We start from the raw sequence: 16,231 nt of genomic DNA on the forward strand, positions 1-16,231 counted from the left end.
ATATGTGCGGAATCGCTGGAATACTTGGATCTATGCCCAATGGCAGTCTTGATAAGATGTTGTCTCGAATTGCTCATAGGGGTCCTGATGGTATTGGTAGATACTGTGATGAGCAAATACAATTGGGCCATGTTCGCCTTGCTATTATTGATCCTTCATTAAGTGCTGGTCAGCCGATGTGGGATAGTAGTGGAAGGTTTTGTATTGTCTTTAATGGTGAAATATACAATTTTCGAGAGTTGCGTTCTGAGCTCATAGAATTGGGCTATACTTTCATTACTGAAGGCGACACCGAAGTCTTGCTTCATCTTTATGTGGAGTACGGCAAATCTATGTTGGGTCGACTACGAGGGATTTTTGCTTTCGCTATCTATGATCTCAAAAGTAACAATCTATTTATTGCTCGAGATCAGTTTGGGGTAAAGCCGCTTTACTATACTTGGATAGATGGTTGTTTTGTATTCGCTAGTGAAGTGAAGTCTTTTTTAGATTTAAAGGGATTTATGCCTGTTCCGCATTATCCTAGTATTTACCGCACATTAATTTTTCAGTGGAACCCCGGTCCTGAGACTGTATTCCATGGTGTTTATTGCGTTCCCAGTGGGCATTATGTCGAAGCTGATATGTCTGATGGTTTTGTTATCAAGCCCTACTGGGAATGGCCTCGCTATAATCCAAAAGATGCAACCTTTGAAGTTAAGCTAAGCGAGTTAGATTCCTTGATGGTAAGTTCTGTTGTTGAACAGTCTATTTCAGACGTTCCAATCGGTTCCTTTTTGTCTGGCGGGGTCGATTCAAGTTTGATTTGTTCGATTTTTACAAAATTATCAAGAAGTAAACTGCCGACGTACACCATCGACAATGGTGATTTAGATATTGGCTTTGGTGATGATCGTTTCTTCGCTCATAAGGTTGCTGACTTGCTTGATATTCCTTGTGCTAATGTTTCTTTAGAAGGTAATTTTATTGAGCAGTTGGAAAAAATGGTTTACAACCTTGATGAGCTTTGCTCAGACATTGCGCCGTTGAATGTTGCGGCTATAAGCGCTGCATCTAGGAGGGCTGGTGTTAAAGTTTTATTTTCCGGTGCTGGTGGTGATGATATTTTTTCAGGATATCGTCGACATTTTGTTGCTAGATATTCAAAATTCTTTTTCAACGTTTTTTTTAGAAAGTTAGTTAGAATTAGCAATACCATTATTTCTGTTTTGCCTAACACCGCATTTAAGCGCAGAATTCATCGTTTGTCGTTGATGTATGATCGAAGTGATAATATGCGAATTTTATCGTACTTTTTCTGGTTTGATCCCGAGGTTGTTTTTGAGCTTTTTAATGAGTCTGTTAAAAAACAACTGAAATCTCCATTTCTTTCGTTAGGCGATATTATAAAAGAGATAAATGATTTAGATAAGATGCCCGAGCTCGAGAAAGTTCTGCACCTTGATCGTAAATATTTTCTTACTGATCATAATTTGCTTTACACAGATAAAATGTCTATGGCTGAAGGGGTTGAAGTGCGTGTTCCTTTTTTGGATGTGCGTTTAGCTGATTTTTCTGCTGGTCTTAATGTTCGCCTTAAGCAAAGTCGTTCTAAAGGTAAGTTTCTTTTGAAGAAATTAGCTGAAAAATATTTACCAAGGGAAGTTGTTCATCGTTCTAAAACAGGGTTTGGATTTCCTTTGAAGAAATGGGTTGATGATTCGCTAGGCGAATTGAGAGTTAATTACTTCAATCGCGATATGATTGAGAGACAAAATTGTTTCGATTATCTGGCCGTAGTAAGAGTTTTGGATGAGCATGAGTTGGGAGTTCGTGATCATTCTTATCTTATATTATCATTACTATTAACATCGTTATGGTTTGATATATTTGTAAGTGGTAAGCATTTATCTTTTTTAAGTTCGGAAAAATCATGCGACAAGTAATTCAAAATTTAAGTACTGGAGAAACTGAAGTTATACATTCCCCAAGTCCAGTTATTACACCTAACTCTATCATAGTAAGCAGTCGAGTCAGCTTGATCTCAGCAGGAACAGAGCGGATGCTAGTTGGTTTTGGTAAAGCTTCTTACTTGGAAAAGGCATACCAGCAGCCGGATAAGGTCAAGATGGTTCTTGAAAAGATAACAACGGACGGTTTAGTGACAACTGTGGATTCAGTTAGATCTAAGCTTGCTCAGCCACTGCCCTTAGGATACTGCAATGTAGGGGTTGTTTCTGACGTTGGTGCTGGTGTTTCCGGTCTTAAAGCTGGTGATCGTGTTGTTTCTAATGGTCCTCATGCAGATATCGTTAAAGTTCCTACAAATCTCTGCGCGCGCATTCCAGATGTCGTTGATGATGAGTCAGCATCATTCGTAGTTGTGGCGAGTATCGGTTTACAGGGTATCCGTCTTGCCGAACCAACCCTTGGTGAGGCCTTTGTTGTCATAGGGGCTGGACTAATAGGGTTGCTTACTGTTCAGTTGTTGTTAGCGCAGGGCTGCCGTGTATTGGCTATTGACTTTGATGAATCCAAACTAGCGTTGGCACGCCAGTTTGGTGCTGAAACCTGCAACCCTGGAAAAGGTGAAGACCCAGTAGCTATCGGTATGGCGTTCAGTCGTGGTCAGGGGGTCGATGGCGTTATTATTACAGCATCTACCAAATCGAATGACCCTGTTACCCAAGCAGCAAAAATGTGCCGTAAGCGTGGTCGTATCATTTTGGTCGGGGTGACAGGCCTTGAACTTAGTCGTGCTGACTTTTATGAAAAAGAGCTCAAGTTTCAGGTTTCCTGTTCTTATGGACCAGGACGTTACGATCCTTCATACGAATACATGGGGCAGGACTATCCTTTGCCTTTTGTTCGCTGGACAGAACAGCGTAATTTTGAGGCGGTTTTGGATATGCTGGCCAACGGCAGTCTCGATGTAAAGCCGTTGATTAGTCATCGTTTTGCGTTCGAGGATGCACGGATGGCTTATCAAGTCCTGTTAGAGGACAAAGCCAGTTTGGGTACTCTGCTGCAGTACACTTCTGCAGATGAAAGCCGTTCCATGAGCAAGGTAAAACTCAATACGGATTTAAGTTTCAATCTTGATAAGCCAGTAATGGGCTTTATTGGTGCTGGTAATTACGCTTCTCGCATGTTGATCCCGGCATTTAAGGCAGCCGGTGCTCAGTTTCATACCTTGGCGACAGCCGGCGGTATCAATAGCGTTGTTCATGGTGAGAAGGCCGGGTTTGCCGAAGCTTCGACCGACGCCACCGAGATGCTGACGAATTCTGATATTAACACCGTGGCGGTTGTAACTCGTCACGATAGTCATGCGTACTTTGTCGCTCAAGCACTGGAAGCTGGTAAGCATGTCTTTGTTGAAAAGCCGTTAGCTATCGATATTGCCGGATTGGAGCGGGTTGAAAGCGCATACAAAGCTACTATTGACGACGACAAAAGGTTACATCTGATGGTTGGTTTTAACCGTCGGTTCTCTCCGCAGGTTAAAAAAATTAAATCCCTACTTGAACCTGTTAAGGAACCCAAGTCATTCATCATGACTATGAATGCTGGTTCTATCCCCGCTGATTACTGGACACAGGATAACGCTATTGGCGGTGGTCGTATCATTGGCGAGGCCTGCCATTTTATCGACTTGATGCGATATCTGGCGGGCAGCGAGATTGTATCCGTTCAAGCGCGACGTATGGGAGACCACCCAAGTGTGCCAGTGACAGAGGATAAAGCTAGTATCACACTTGGTTTTGCAGATGGCTCTTTCGGGACCATTCTGTACCTCGCTAACGGTGCATCTACCTTCCCGAAAGAACGGGTGGAAGTGTTTGCTGCTGGTGGCGTGCTTCAGTTGGACAACTTCCGCAAACTGAAAGCTTTCGGTTGGAAAGGCTTTAAAAAAATGAACTTGTGGAAGCAGGACAAAGGCCAGAAGGCTTGCGCTGCTGCTTTCCTTGAAAGTATTCAAACCGGTAACCCTGCGATATCCGCGGATGAAATTTTTGAGGTCGCGCGGGTTAGCATAGAGATAGCTGAGCAACTGAGATCACAGTAAATGTCGTTTTTGGTTAAAGCGCGTACTGCTGCTGCTTTAGGGGCCTTAAATCTGTGTCGCGCTATTAGTTATCGTTTAGGTGTCAAGCTGGGCTTTAATCCTGTTCGTCGCCTGACAGGTAATGCAGCTGAAGGCGTATTTTTTAATCCTCAAACATGGCCCATAACTAACGTTATTGCGCCCAGCCACTGGGAAAGTATAGCGCTCCTTTTTGGTCACTATCCAATTCCAGTCACGACAATACCTCCTGATTGGCATGCTAATCCAATAACAGGAAAGCGAGTACCTCAGCCCGAAAAGGACTGGTGGTCTATACCAGATTTCGACCCTGCACTAGGTGATATTAAGTTGATCTGGGAACTGTCACGTTTCGACTGGGTACTGGCTTTTTCGCAGCAGGCTCGGGCGGGTAACTACGAGGCATTCCAGCGTCTGAATAATTGGTTAAACGATTGGTGTACGCAAAATCCGCCCTACAAAGGCCCTAACTGGAAGTGCGGTCAGGAGGCTTCGATTCGGGTTTTGCATTTGGCGATGGCCGCGCTGATATTGGAGCAGATAGAAACTGCACCAAAAGCGTTGGTTGATATTGTAGAGCTGCATCTTCAGCGTATTGCGCCTACTTTAAGGTACGCAATGGCACAGGATAACAATCACGGTACATCAGAGGCTGCAGCACTGTTTATAGGTGGAAGCTGGCTGACCGTGATGGGTAGTTCAGGGGGGGCAGAATTGACGACAACCGGGCGCAGGTGGCTCGAGAATCGTGCTTCACACCTCATTGGCGAAGATGGAAGTTTTAGCCAATATTCGCTTAACTATCATCGTGTAATGTTGGATACCTTCAGTATGGTAGAAGTTTGGCGCCGGAAGCTTGCGTTACCTGAGTTTTCGGCATGCTGGCAACAACGCGCTCGGGCTGCCGCAAATTGGTTGTATGCCATGACAAATCACTGGAATGGTGACGGGCCTAATTTGGGCGCCAATGATGGAGCTAGGCTTTTGCCGTTAACCGATACTGATTATCGTGATTTTCGCCCATCGGTCCAGTTGGCAACCGTACTATTTTTAGAGGCTAATGCTTATTCCGAAGATGGTGTGTGGAATCAGCCTTTAAACTGGTTAGGTCTTGAACGACCAGACAAGGCATTGCCTGCTGGAAAGTCCGAAGTATTTGATCAAGGTGGCTACGTACTGCTCTGTATGGGTGATGCAAAAGTCATGCTGCGTTATCCGAAATTTCGTTTCAGGCCAAGTCAGGCTGATGCACTGCATTTGGATTTTTGGTTGCAAGAGTGTAACTTACTCCGTGATGCTGGTACCTTCAGCTACAATACAGAAGCGCGATGGTTGCAGTACTTTTCTGGTACGGAGAGCCACAATACTGTTCAGTTTGATGGCCGCGACCAAATGCCCCGTTTAAGTCGTTTCTTGTTTGGGGATTGGCTGAAAACAAATGTTTTTAAACCTATCGCTGGTTCAGCATATAGGCAGGCAGTAACTGCGGGATACAAAGACGGGAAAAATGCACAACATGTTCGTAGTGTAAGTCTCTGTGAGGGGTTGCTGAGTGTCACTGACGAAATTGCAGGCTTTAAGGAAAAAGCAGTTCTTCGCTGGCGCCTAGAGCCCGGCGACTGGAAAATAAGCGGCGATGTGATATCTAAAGGTACCCACTCAATCAAGGTGATGGCAGACATACCAATCAAGCGATATGAGCTGGTGGAGGGATGGGAGTCACGTTTTTACCAGGATAAACAACCAGTTCCTGTTTTGGAGGTTGAATTACATCAACCGGGCATACTAACAACGGAGTATCGTTGGGTCTCATGAGAGTTCTCTACTTCCATCAGCATTTTTCTACTCCAAGCGGATCCGTTGGTATTCGTTCCTATGAAATGGCACGTCGATTAGTTGTACGCGGTCATCAAGTCACTATGGTGTGTGGCAGTTATGGTGGCGGTGAAACTGGAATCGCGCAACCGTTTATTAAAGGGTTGCGCCGTGGCGCTGTCGGAGGCATCGATATTATTGAGTTCGATCTTGCCTATTCAAATAGTGATGGGTTTGTCAAACGCGCCTCAACCTTTGTGAAGTTTGCGTTGCGTAGCATCGGGCTGGTATTCAGTGAAAAATACGACCTTGTATTTGCGACCACAACACCATTGACCGCGGGTATTCCCGGTATTTTTGCACGTTGGTTAAGACGTAAACCTTTTGTGTTTGAGGTGCGGGACCTTTGGCCAGAACTGCCGAAGGCCATGGGCGTAATCAATAACCCGCTGGTACTAGGCGCTATGTCGTTTTTGGAGTGGGCCAGCTATCGATCTGCGCATCGTTGTATAGGGCTTTCCCCCGGTATCGTTGAAGGTATCGCTTCACGTGGTGTTCCGAAAACGCGTATTGAACTTGTCCCCAACGGTTGCGATCTGAGTATTTTTGCCGCTGAACCAACTCCCTGGCGGCCAGAAGGAGTGCAGCCTGACGATATGATGGCTGTATTCGCTGGTACTCACGGTATGGCGAATGGGTTGGATGCAGTGCTAGACGCTGCAGTGGAGCTCAACGCCCGCAATCGTTCTGATATCAAGTTGGTCCTGGTTGGGCAGGGCAAGCTCAAAGCTAAGCTGGTTGAACGTGCCCGCAATGAGGGACTGGAAAATGTTATATTCCATGAGCCTGTGAGCAAAAAACGTTTGGCTGGTTTGATGGCAAGCACAGACGTGGGGCTGCAGATTCTGGCAAACGTTTCAGCTTTTTATTACGGCACGTCACCCAATAAGTTTTTTGATTACATTGCAGCAGGGGTGCCGGTGTTAAATAACTACCCGGGCTGGTTGGCGGACATGCTCAAGGAGCATGCCTGTGGTTTTGCTGTGGAACCGGATTCCCCTAAAGCATTTGCAGATGCACTGGAACAAGCAGCAGACGATCGAGCGCGGTTGGTGCAGATGGGCCAAAATGCCCGGCAGTTGGCTGAAAATGAATTTGATCGGACTAAATTAAGTAATCGCTTCGTTGATTGGCTTGAGGGGGCCGTGAAATGATGAAGCGTCTTTTTGATATGATTGCCTCAGCTATCAGTCTATTAGTGCTTCTGCCGGTCATCGCCGTGGTCGCCTTGCTGATTCGCCGTAAACTCGGTTCGCCAGTTCTGTTCCGTCAGGTGCGCCCGGGCAAGGACGGCAAGCCTTTTGAGATGTTCAAGTTTCGCACCATGCGAGATGCGGTTGATGAAAAGGGTAACTTGCTACCGGATGCAGAACGCATGACGCCTTTTGGTCATTTTCTACGCTCTACTAGCCTGGATGAATTGCCGGAACTTTGGAATGTGTTAAAGGGTGAAATGAGCTTGGTAGGTCCCCGCCCCTTATTGATGGAATATTTGCCACTTTATTCGGCGGAGCAGTACCGACGCCACGATGTTCGGCCAGGTGTAACCGGTTGGGCGCAGATTAACGGACGTAATTCGATCAGTTGGGAAGAAAAATTCAAACTCGATACATGGTATGTTGAAAATCGCTCCTTATGGTTAGATCTAAAGATCATTTACCTTACGATAAAGAAAGTGCTGCTGCGTGATGGTATCTCTGCAGATGGCGAGGTAACGATGCACAAGTTTACAGGCACTCCTCGTGACTAGACGGCTAGCTATACTGGGCGCGAGCGGCCACGGAAAGGTAGTGGCTGAAATCGCTCTTGAATGCGGATGGAGTGAGATTGTATTTTTTGACGATGCGTGGCCGGACCTATCACTTAACGGCTGTTTCGATGTGGTCGGAAATACCGCAGCGCTCGTTGAGCAGATTTGCGACTTCGATGGGATACATGTTGCCATAGGCAACAACACTGTGAGGCTAGAAAAGTTCGAGTTTTTCCGCTCTCGTGGAGCTCCCTTGCCATCCTTGGTGCACCCTAGATCTGTAATCAGTAAATCTTCATCCATAGGCGATGGAACGGTTGCTATGGCTGGCTCCGTTGTTAATGCAGATACGACTATCTCTGCTGCCTGTATTTTGAATACTGGAAGTACCGTTGATCACGACTGTAATATTGGAGAGGGCGTTCACGTCTCTCCGGGAGTTAATGTTGCCGGTGGAGTGAAGATCGGTCGGTTGAGTTGGATCGGAATCGGCGCAGCTGTAATTCAATGTGTCTCTATTGGCTCCGATGTCCTAGTCGGCGCTGGTTCTGTTGTTTTATCGGACGTTCCTGATGGGATATGCGTTGCTGGTGTTCCAGCAAAACCCTTTTCCTAATTTTTCTATGAGTTTCTAAAAATGTTAAACGGACCGTTTTCTCCTTGGCCATCATTTTCTGATGAAGAGGCTTCAGCGGTACAGAATGTCTTACTGTCGAATAAAGTGAATTATTGGACAGGGCAAGAGTGTAGAGAGTTTGAGCGGGAGTTCGCTCGGTTTTCTGAAACTGAATACGCTATTGCAGTGGCGAATGGAACGGTTGCCCTTGACCTCGCCTTCAAAGCCCTAGACGTGGGTGAGGGCGATGAAGTAATCGTTACGCCCCGTACTTTTCTTGCGTCTGTGTCTAGTATTGTGAACGCCGGCGCAACTCCTGTGTTCGCAGATGTCGACCTAGATACCCAAAATATTACAGCAGAAACGATTAAAGCTGTTCTTACACTTAGGACCAAAGCGATTGTCTGTGTTCACTTAGCAGGCTGGCCGTGTGATATGGATCCTATTATGGCGCTATCAGCTGAGCATAATCTCTATGTTATAGAAGATTGCGCCCAGGCTCACGGTGCGCGCTATAAAGGGCGGTCTGTTGGTTCGATCGGTCACGTTGCCGCTTGGTCATTCTGTCAGGATAAAATCATGACCACTGGTGGTGAAGGCGGTATGGTTACTACGAATAATCGCGAACTGTGGTCGAAAATGTGGTCATTTAAGGATCATGGTAAGAGCTGGGATGCGATTTACAACCGAGAGCACCCTCCCGGCTTTCGTTGGCTGCATGAGTCGTTTGGCACTAACTGGCGAATGATGGAACTGCAGGCCACAGTAGGTCGTATTCAACTCAAGCGAATGTCTGAGTGGTCTAAAATGCGCCAACAGTATGCCGAACAGATATGGGATGCTGCCAGAAAAACAGCGGTTCTGAGAGCTCCAAAATTAAGGTGTGCGGGATGCGATAATTGTGATGCTTTAGTTAGTTGTACCCATGCTGCCTACAAGTGTTATGTATTTGTGGAGAACGAGAAGCGTGATCAGTACATGGCCGAAATCAATGCGCGCGGTGTGCCTTGCTTTTCTGGTTCATGCTCTGAAGTGTATTTGGAAAAAGCATTTGATGGTTCAGGGTTTCGTCCTGAAAGCCGCCTGCCAGTTGCCAAAGAGCTTGGTGAGACCAGTTTGATGTTTCTTTGCCATCCGACATTGACTCAGGAAGAGATTGATTTAACTTGCAGGGTAATAAGGGAAATTTGTATCTAACAGACTTCCTCGAATACATCTAAATCACTTTCTACCCAACTAGCTAAGTATTCTAGTGCTGTTGATTTAGAAGACCAGCCACCTCGCAACATAATCTTTTCTAATGGGACTCCCCTCTCTAGAAGATCTAATGCGGAACCTACTCTGAAAGAGTGACCGCTGAAGTGGGGGAGGTGACGTAGTCGTGAACGGTATTGCAGATCGACTAGTATGTTTGTCATTGCTGCAGGTGATAGTGGCCCATTTACAGCACCGTTTTTGCGAATGCTTCTTAAAATTACACCCTTACTAATGTCAATTCGCTTTAGCCATTTAGTAATTAGGTTAGCTAATTTTTCTGATATTGGTATTAATCGCCCATTACATAGTTGATCTGTTTTTGACTGGCGAAGTAATAAAGCGAATTTGTTGTTCGGCATTTTCTTAAGATCTTCGAATTTGAATTGGCATATCTCGCTTCTGCGGCGCATGTTTTCGTAGCCTAAACGAACGCTGTATATGTAGGGGGCAGAGCGGAGGTCGGACCCCGTACAAGGAAGGGTAGGGTGCGATAAGATGCAGTTAAACTGTTGTAAATTCCATTAGATTCTAAGTCATTGTTTTTCCGTCTTTTGCCTCTGTTTTGATAATATAAACTCTTCGTTTGGCTTTTGGCTTTTGGCTTTTGGCTTTTCCATCTATAATCGGAGACTAGAATATTGACTGGTCAGTTTATGCATCTTGAAAGTTCTGGCTTACATCAAAAGTTTCTGAATATGCCCCGATCGGTTAAGCGGGTGATTCTGGTTGTGGCTGATGCTTTGGCTTTGGTTTTTGCGCTTTGGTCTGCCTTTGCTCTGCGTATCTCTGAATGGTGGCCTGCGTCGTATCTTGCGGATGCTTGGACACTGTTCTTGGTAACGCCCGTTCTTGGCGTGCTTATCTTCATAAAATTAGGCATGTATCGCACTGTGTTGCGATACATGAACGTTAAGCTGCTTCAGTCTGTCGCGCTTGGCGTGTTCTTGCTTGTTTTGGTTCTTTATACATCGGCCGTTATCTTTGATATCTGGCGAGTTCCGCGTTCTGTCCCTATTATTTTTGGTTTGACGGCTTGGCTTTACCTGGGTGGTAGTCGTCTTATTCTTCGTAGTTACTACCATTGGTTGTCTGGCAAGATCTCCAGCCGTCATGTCGCGATTATTTACGGCGCCGGCAGTGCCGGTGCGCAACTGGCGCTCTCTTTACAAGCAGGTGGCGAAGTTAAACCCATCGCTTTTATTGATGATGATCGTAAATTGCAGAAGAACATTGTCTGTGGATTACGCGTCTATTCACCAAGCGAACTGGTGATGCTGGTTACCCGTTACGGTGTCGATAGCATTATGCTAGCGATGCTAAACGTTACTGCAGCGCAGCGTCGTTTGATACTGGAGAGCTTGTCTAAACTATCTGTCAACATTTTGACTATGCCAACCATGGGTGAGCTGATCTCTGGTAAAGCGGTCGATGATCTGCGTGAAGTTGAGATTGAAGATCTATTGGGTCGTGATCAAGTTGCGCCTGATCAGTCGCTGATTGCCAGGAGCATAGAAGGTAAGTCCGTTTGTATTACGGGTGCAGGTGGTTCTATCGGTTCTGAGCTGGCACGCCAAGCAGTGACTTATGGTGCTGCTAAAGTCGTTCTTTATGATCAATCTGAGTATGCGCTTTATGCGATCGAGGCTGAGCTTTCATTATTGATACGTAATGCGAACCCAGAGTGCGAGTTACTTCCAATTCTTGGCTCGGTTCTGGATGAAGTTCGTGTCACGCAAGTGCTCAAGCAATACAGTATTCAAACGGTATACCATGCCGCTGCTTATAAGCATGTACCTTTGGTGGAGTATAATGTTCTGCAAGGTGTTCAAAATAACGCCTTGGGTACTGCGGTTGTCGCGTCTGTTGCTAAAAAGTTAGATATCGAGCGTTTTATACTGATATCTACCGATAAAGCGGTAAGGCCGACCAATGTCATGGGCGCAACCAAACGTCTGGCTGAGATTGTGGTTCAGCGCTTAGCTGCTGAGAATCAAAGCAATACCAGATTCTCAATGGTTCGTTTTGGTAATGTGCTGGGCTCTTCTGGCTCGGTGGTTCCTCTGTTTAAGAAGCAGATAGAACATGGCGGTCCTATTACCGTGACACACCCAGAAATAAATCGTTTCTTCATGACCATACCGGAAGCGGCGTCGTTGGTTATTCAATCGGGAAGTATGGCGAAAGGTGGTGATGTCTTTGTATTGGACATGGGCGAGCCTGTTAAGATTGCCGATTTGGCTAAACAGATGATTCGCTTGAGCGGCCGCACGGTTAAAGATATTTCAAACCCAACCGGTGATATTGAGGTGGTATTCTCTGGATTGCGTCCAGGTGAGAAGCTATATGAAGAGCTCTTGATTGGCAATAACGCAGCAGGCACCAAACATCCTAAGATTCTAACCGCCGACGAAGAGTTCGCATCGCGCGAGGAGCTAGATCGAGTGCTGTCAGGCATTCTCAAAGCAATTGAAACCAATGACAGTCATATGGCACGCCAGTTATTGATTGATATAGTGAAAGATTTTTCTCCTTCCAGCTCAAATGTGGACTTACTTCAGAATAGCCAATCGAAGCAGATAAATAATGTCATAAAGCTTGGTTAAAGTTGTTAGACTATTGACCATATTTACACCCTTGAATTTAAGAGCCTCCCATAACGATTATCAGAATGTCTAAAGAGTTAAAACCTACTTACCAAGATGATGAGATTGATCTCTTTGAGTTGATCGAAACTCTATGGAAAGAGAAGGTTTTGATTATCCTCTTTACTATTGTTTCTGCTGTTGGTGGTGCTGGGTATGCGCTTTTGGCTACGCCTAAATATTCTGTTTCAGTAAATTACATCGTTAACCCTAAAATGCCTGCCAGCGATGCCAGCGATGCCAGCGATGCCAGCGATGCCAGCGATGCCAGCGATGTCGTTAGCCGATTATTTGCCCAACTTCCAGCTGGTTGGGGCTAGGATAAGAAAAGTAATGCTGCCGTAATCACGACATTTGCTCCTGAAAGTGTAACGCAATACGACAATCTTTTTAGTGGGCTTGAGCGCTCAATTAGCAAAGAGCTTCTCAGTGAGGCTAAGTCAAATGTTGAAATAATTATCAATGACTTGCCGGAAACACTTCAGTCTACAGATGCGGTCGCGCAGCAGATGCTTCAGTCTAAACAGACTATTCGTGCCTTATCTGATGGTGGTGAGTCGATAGCCTTTTCGGCTCCTGTTATTTCTCAAACTGCACCTACAAAAAATTAAGCGGCTGATTACGGCCGCTTTTTTATGTCCGATAATCGCTGCTTAACAAAACTTATAAAGTTATGGTTCTTCCTGTAACCTATCTAAAATTTATTAGTAGGTGATTTGTGACGATACACCCTTCATACCGTGCAGATATTGATGGACTTAGGGCAATTGCCGTACTTTCCGTTCTGCTATACCACACTTTCCCAAATATACTTCCGGGCGGATTTGTTGGGGTTGATGTTTTTTTTGTTATTAGTGGTTACCTAATCACAACCATTATTTTTACTTCTCTAGATAAGGGTGAGTTTAGACTAATAGAATTTTACGCGAGGCGTATTAGGCGAATTTTTCCTGCATTAATAGTCGTATTAATTGCTAGCGTAGTTTTCGCTTGGTTCTTTTTGCTTCCTGATGAATTATCTCGATTAGGTTTGCATGCAACTGCAGGCGCTGGTTTTGTTTCAAATTTCTTGTTGTGGAGTGAATCAGGTTATTTTGATTTAGATGCGACGAGAAAGCCATTTCTTCATCTCTGGAGTTTGGGTATTGAAGAGCAGTTCTATCTTCTTTGGCCCGCTTTAGTAATGCTCACTTGGAATGCTAAATTACCTCGCTTTTTGATGATTCTTATCGTAGGAATGCTGTCCTTCTTGATAGGTTTGGTTCTGCTTGCGTATTCAGAAACTGCTGCTTTTTACTTGCCTATCGGAAGATTCTGGGAGTTGTTAGTCGGTTCAGGTTTAGTGCTGATTGCGAAGAGACGAAATGGTTTTCGTTTTTTAGGGAGTGATCTTAGAGTAAGTGTTGCACTTAATACCATGTCGATAATCGGTGTGGGCGCATTGTTTGCTAGCCTGTTAATTATTGATAGTTCATATCAGTTCCCAGGCTTAACAGCCATGTTTCCTGTCTTCGGGGCAGCGTTGCTGGTTCTTTCAGGTTCGGACTCCTTTGTAAATAAGTACCTATTAAGTAATAGGCTATTAACTTTCTTCGGTTCTATAAGCTTCGCGCTATATCTATGGCACTGGCCATTAATTTCATTCCACGAAATTGTTAAAAACAGTCTCCACTTTGATGCCAAAGTGGCGATTATTTTAGTGACGATATTGTTGGCATATTTAACGACTCGTTTTATTGAGAAACCACTAAGATTTGGCAGAGCGCTTCGTCAAAAAACTCAGGGGTTGGCTTTGGCGATGATATTGATTGCTATTGCTGGGTTAGTGATTAACTTTCAGAAAGGATTTGAGCAGCGTTTTGATAGTCAAATGATGCAACTGACCCGAGATCTTCAGGGTGGTGTAACGCTGCCGTCACCGTCAACTCGATGGTGTGATAAGTTTTCTCTTTCTTTTTGTACTCACCAAGGTAAAAGCCCCACAATGGTACTCATTGGTGATAGTCATGCACGTGCACTGTATTTCGGTATGAGTCTTTGGGCGCAAAGCAGAGGGCAATCGTTAGCAATTGTTGGGCAGGGCGCATGTCCACCATATCTCTTTGACAATCCAAAAGGTCAGTGCTTAGTATCAATGTCGTCGGCAATTACTACCATTCTGAGTGACCCAGATATAAAAACGGTCTTTTTAACTTACCAGATGTCACGCTATTTAAATCCAGCGAAAGCTTCTGAAGTGTTCAATACCGAACAGAACTCCTTATCGCTTAAAGATATCAATATCATAGGGTTGCGTAATTCAATATCCTCGTTGAATGCCGCAGAGAAACGCGTTGTTGTTTTAGAAGACGTACCGGAGTTACCGTTTGATATTCGATCATGCTTACCAGAGAACAACAGAAGTAGTGCTTGGGATTTCGGAAGATGCTCTTTTGATAAAACGGAGTTTGATTCACGTAGAGAAAGTTCGCATTCAATTTTGATTGATGCAGTTTCATCTGTAGGTGATATTCCGGTATTAACGCTTGCTGATGCTCTATGTGATAGCTCTAGATGTTATGGCGCTAACAAGGATATGCTTTTTTACACGGATACAGATCATCTATCCATAAGGGGATCAAACTATGTGGTCGAATCTAATTCTGTTAAGTTGAATGGAGTTCTTCAGTAGTGTTGTTGACGGATCTTGATGTCAAGCCAATTGCGATTCCACACCAAACCCAGAACCAAGCAGTTGTCCAGCTCCCGTAAAGGTTGTTTTGGGTGTTAAATGGAAGAAAGCCAGCCCATAGAGCGACCATAGCACCTATGGCTACTAAATCACCTGTCTTGATTGATTCTCTGGTGCGATGGAAAAGTCTGATATAGAAGAGCATTAATCCTAAAACCCCTATAGCGCCAGCTCCTGACCAAGCATCAAAGAAGAGTTGGTGGGTATGAGCGGCGCCCTCTAATTCATGAGGTATCTTTGGATCATTTATTTTGTGAATCCACCGTATCCCGGCAGGCTTTTCAAGCATTGGTTGGGCATATCTGAAGTTATTAACTCCTGTGCCAGCTATCGGTGAGGATACGCCGATGTTGAAACCATCAATCCATAGATCAAGTCGGCCCGATAGTGAATGATCAAGATTTTCTATTGTAGGCTCTTTGAATACTAACAGAGTCGCATCAATTCTCTGTGATAGCCCAGGAAGTCTGTACAAACTTGATAAGGTTAATGAAAAGAATAGAAGTCCAATTAATATTCCTAACAAGTAAATGGGTTTGAGCTTGTGGCCATTGCTAAAAAATATGATTGGAACCATAAATAATGTGAAAGCAATCGATACCCAGCTAGCTCTAGTGCCGCTTATATAGCATAAAATAACAATGAGCATTCCAATCAAGATGCTGGTTTTGTAGTACTTGGTCTGCCAGAGGCTGAACGTAATAAATGGAAATAAGGTGCCTAGTATGAATCCAAGCATCAAGCTTCCATCTGTGAATGGATTGTTTCGAGTGAATATGCCTTGATTGTGTGATCCACCAGGGCCAAATGGATTGGATGGGTCTAAGTATTGCCATATTGCTAGCGCCCCCCAAATCAAAATTAATGATGAAATAGTTTTGATGGATGGCCATATATCTATACCTTCTTTAAGTCGAAAATATATGAAATAGGCAGCAAGAAAATACAAAGGATATGTAGCTATGAATTCTAGGCTTCTTGGTATGTCTATTGACGTGACAAGTGAAAATCCCGCCGGAATTAATATGCACGATCCGCTTAGTATCAACCACTTAGTGTCTGAAGAAACCTTTCCTGTTCTAATTTCTTTAAGAAGCAAAAAAGCCCCAATCATTGCCATTAATAGCAACGGCAATGTCGATGACTTGCCAAAGGCCAGTAAGAAAAAGAAACCGCTCAGCAAGATAGTAAAGTGGTGTCGATGAATTGCGTTTAGCACAAAATATCCAAGATGACAGATGACAGATGAGATTATTTTACCCGAAGCACCGTCAAATGACATGCATCCAAAGTA

At 44.6% G+C, this 16,231-nt stretch carries 12 protein-coding genes; 10 read left to right on the forward strand and 2 right to left on the reverse strand.

Annotated features, from left to right (window positions below):
• The first annotated feature begins 2 nt into the window (after positions 1-2).
• The 7 genes from asnB to HH196_RS10985 are packed head-to-tail and all read left to right on the forward strand — an operon-like array spanning position 3 to position 9,504.
• Complete coding sequence (asnB, locus tag HH196_RS10955) at positions 3-1,925, forward strand: asparagine synthase (glutamine-hydrolyzing) (protein WP_169452151.1); 1,923 nt, start codon at positions 3-5, stop codon at positions 1,923-1,925.
• On the forward strand, positions 1,913-4,048 hold the full coding sequence (locus HH196_RS10960) for a bi-domain-containing oxidoreductase (RefSeq protein WP_169452152.1): 2,136 nt from the start codon (positions 1,913-1,915) through the stop codon (positions 4,046-4,048). Before asnB ends, HH196_RS10960 begins: the two co-directional genes overlap by 13 nt.
• Positions 4,049-5,881 carry a heparinase II/III-family protein gene (locus HH196_RS10965; RefSeq protein ID WP_169452153.1) on the forward strand — a complete coding sequence of 611 codons (1,833 nt, stop codon included), beginning with the start codon at positions 4,049-4,051 and terminating at the stop codon, positions 5,879-5,881. It abuts the gene before it with no gap.
• Entirely contained in the window at positions 5,878-7,095 is a 1,218-nt protein-coding gene (locus HH196_RS10970) for a glycosyltransferase family 4 protein (protein WP_169452154.1), read from the forward strand. The genes HH196_RS10965 and HH196_RS10970 overlap by 4 nt, the downstream gene beginning before the upstream one ends.
• Positions 7,092-7,691, forward strand: a complete 600-nt coding sequence (locus HH196_RS10975; protein WP_169452155.1) for a sugar transferase — start codon at positions 7,092-7,094, stop codon at positions 7,689-7,691. The genes HH196_RS10970 and HH196_RS10975 overlap by 4 nt, the downstream gene beginning before the upstream one ends.
• A gap of 40 nt (positions 7,692-7,731) precedes the next feature.
• Positions 7,732-8,307 carry an acetyltransferase gene (locus HH196_RS10980; protein WP_248276856.1) on the forward strand — a complete coding sequence of 192 codons (576 nt, stop codon included), beginning with the start codon at positions 7,732-7,734 and terminating at the stop codon, positions 8,305-8,307.
• Positions 8,308-8,328: 21 nt separating this feature from the next.
• Entirely contained in the window at positions 8,329-9,504 is a 1,176-nt protein-coding gene (locus HH196_RS10985; RefSeq protein WP_169452157.1) for a DegT/DnrJ/EryC1/StrS aminotransferase family protein, read from the forward strand.
• Here the strand turns inward: HH196_RS10985 and HH196_RS11655 are convergent.
• A complete protein-coding gene (locus HH196_RS11655; RefSeq protein ID WP_169452158.1) occupies positions 9,501-9,974 on the reverse strand; it encodes a tyrosine-type recombinase/integrase in 474 nt (157 codons plus the stop codon). The two genes, HH196_RS10985 and HH196_RS11655, sit on opposite strands and share 4 nt — an antisense overlap.
• A gap of 285 nt (positions 9,975-10,259) precedes the next feature.
• Between HH196_RS11655 and HH196_RS10995 the strand changes: the two genes are divergently transcribed.
• The 3 genes from HH196_RS10995 to HH196_RS11005 all read left to right on the forward strand — a co-directional run bounded on the left by HH196_RS10995 (position 10,260) and on the right by HH196_RS11005 (position 14,877).
• Positions 10,260-12,167: a nucleoside-diphosphate sugar epimerase/dehydratase gene (locus tag HH196_RS10995; protein ID WP_248276857.1), complete on the forward strand. Its 1,908-nt coding sequence runs from the start codon at positions 10,260-10,262 to the stop codon at positions 12,165-12,167.
• Positions 12,168-12,232: 65 nt separating this feature from the next.
• Positions 12,233-12,526: a Wzz/FepE/Etk N-terminal domain-containing protein gene (locus tag HH196_RS11000; RefSeq protein WP_169452159.1), complete on the forward strand. Its 294-nt coding sequence runs from the start codon at positions 12,233-12,235 to the stop codon at positions 12,524-12,526.
• A 398-nt stretch (positions 12,527-12,924) separates the two neighbouring features.
• On the forward strand, positions 12,925-14,877 hold the full coding sequence (locus tag HH196_RS11005) for an acyltransferase family protein (RefSeq protein WP_169452160.1): 1,953 nt from the start codon (positions 12,925-12,927) through the stop codon (positions 14,875-14,877).
• Here HH196_RS11005 and HH196_RS11010 read toward each other — a convergent pair.
• Positions 14,852-16,219 carry an O-antigen ligase gene (locus HH196_RS11010; protein WP_169452161.1) on the reverse strand — a complete coding sequence of 456 codons (1,368 nt, stop codon included), beginning with the start codon at positions 16,217-16,219 and terminating at the stop codon, positions 14,852-14,854. The two genes, HH196_RS11005 and HH196_RS11010, sit on opposite strands and share 26 nt — an antisense overlap.
• Positions 16,220-16,231 lie beyond the last annotated feature (12 nt).

This window comes from Marinobacterium sp. LSUCC0821, assembly GCF_012848475.1.
Lineage (GTDB): Bacteria > Pseudomonadota > Gammaproteobacteria > Pseudomonadales > Balneatricaceae > Marinobacterium_E.

What these genes read in the sequence shown, in the direction of transcription:
- HH196_RS11010 (WP_169452161.1), bottom strand. Translation starts at nt 16,219, where the DNA reads ATGTCATTTGACGGTGCTTCGGGTAAAATAATCTCATCTGTCATCTGT.
- HH196_RS10965 (WP_169452153.1), top strand. Translation starts at nt 4,049, where the DNA reads ATGTCGTTTTTGGTTAAAGCGCGTACTGCTGCTGCTTTAGGGGCCTTA.
- asnB (WP_169452151.1), top strand. Translation starts at nt 3, where the DNA reads ATGTGCGGAATCGCTGGAATACTTGGATCTATGCCCAATGGCAGTCTT.
- HH196_RS10975 (WP_169452155.1), top strand. Translation starts at nt 7,092, where the DNA reads ATGATGAAGCGTCTTTTTGATATGATTGCCTCAGCTATCAGTCTATTA.
- HH196_RS10960 (WP_169452152.1), top strand. Translation starts at nt 1,913, where the DNA reads ATGCGACAAGTAATTCAAAATTTAAGTACTGGAGAAACTGAAGTTATA.
- HH196_RS10985 (WP_169452157.1), top strand. Translation starts at nt 8,329, where the DNA reads ATGTTAAACGGACCGTTTTCTCCTTGGCCATCATTTTCTGATGAAGAG.
- HH196_RS11000 (WP_169452159.1), top strand. Translation starts at nt 12,233, where the DNA reads ATGTCTAAAGAGTTAAAACCTACTTACCAAGATGATGAGATTGATCTC.
- HH196_RS10970 (WP_169452154.1), top strand. Translation starts at nt 5,878, where the DNA reads ATGAGAGTTCTCTACTTCCATCAGCATTTTTCTACTCCAAGCGGATCC.
- HH196_RS11655 (WP_169452158.1), bottom strand. Translation starts at nt 9,974, where the DNA reads ATGCGCCGCAGAAGCGAGATATGCCAATTCAAATTCGAAGATCTTAAG.
- HH196_RS10995 (WP_248276857.1), top strand. Translation starts at nt 10,260, where the DNA reads ATGCCCCGATCGGTTAAGCGGGTGATTCTGGTTGTGGCTGATGCTTTG.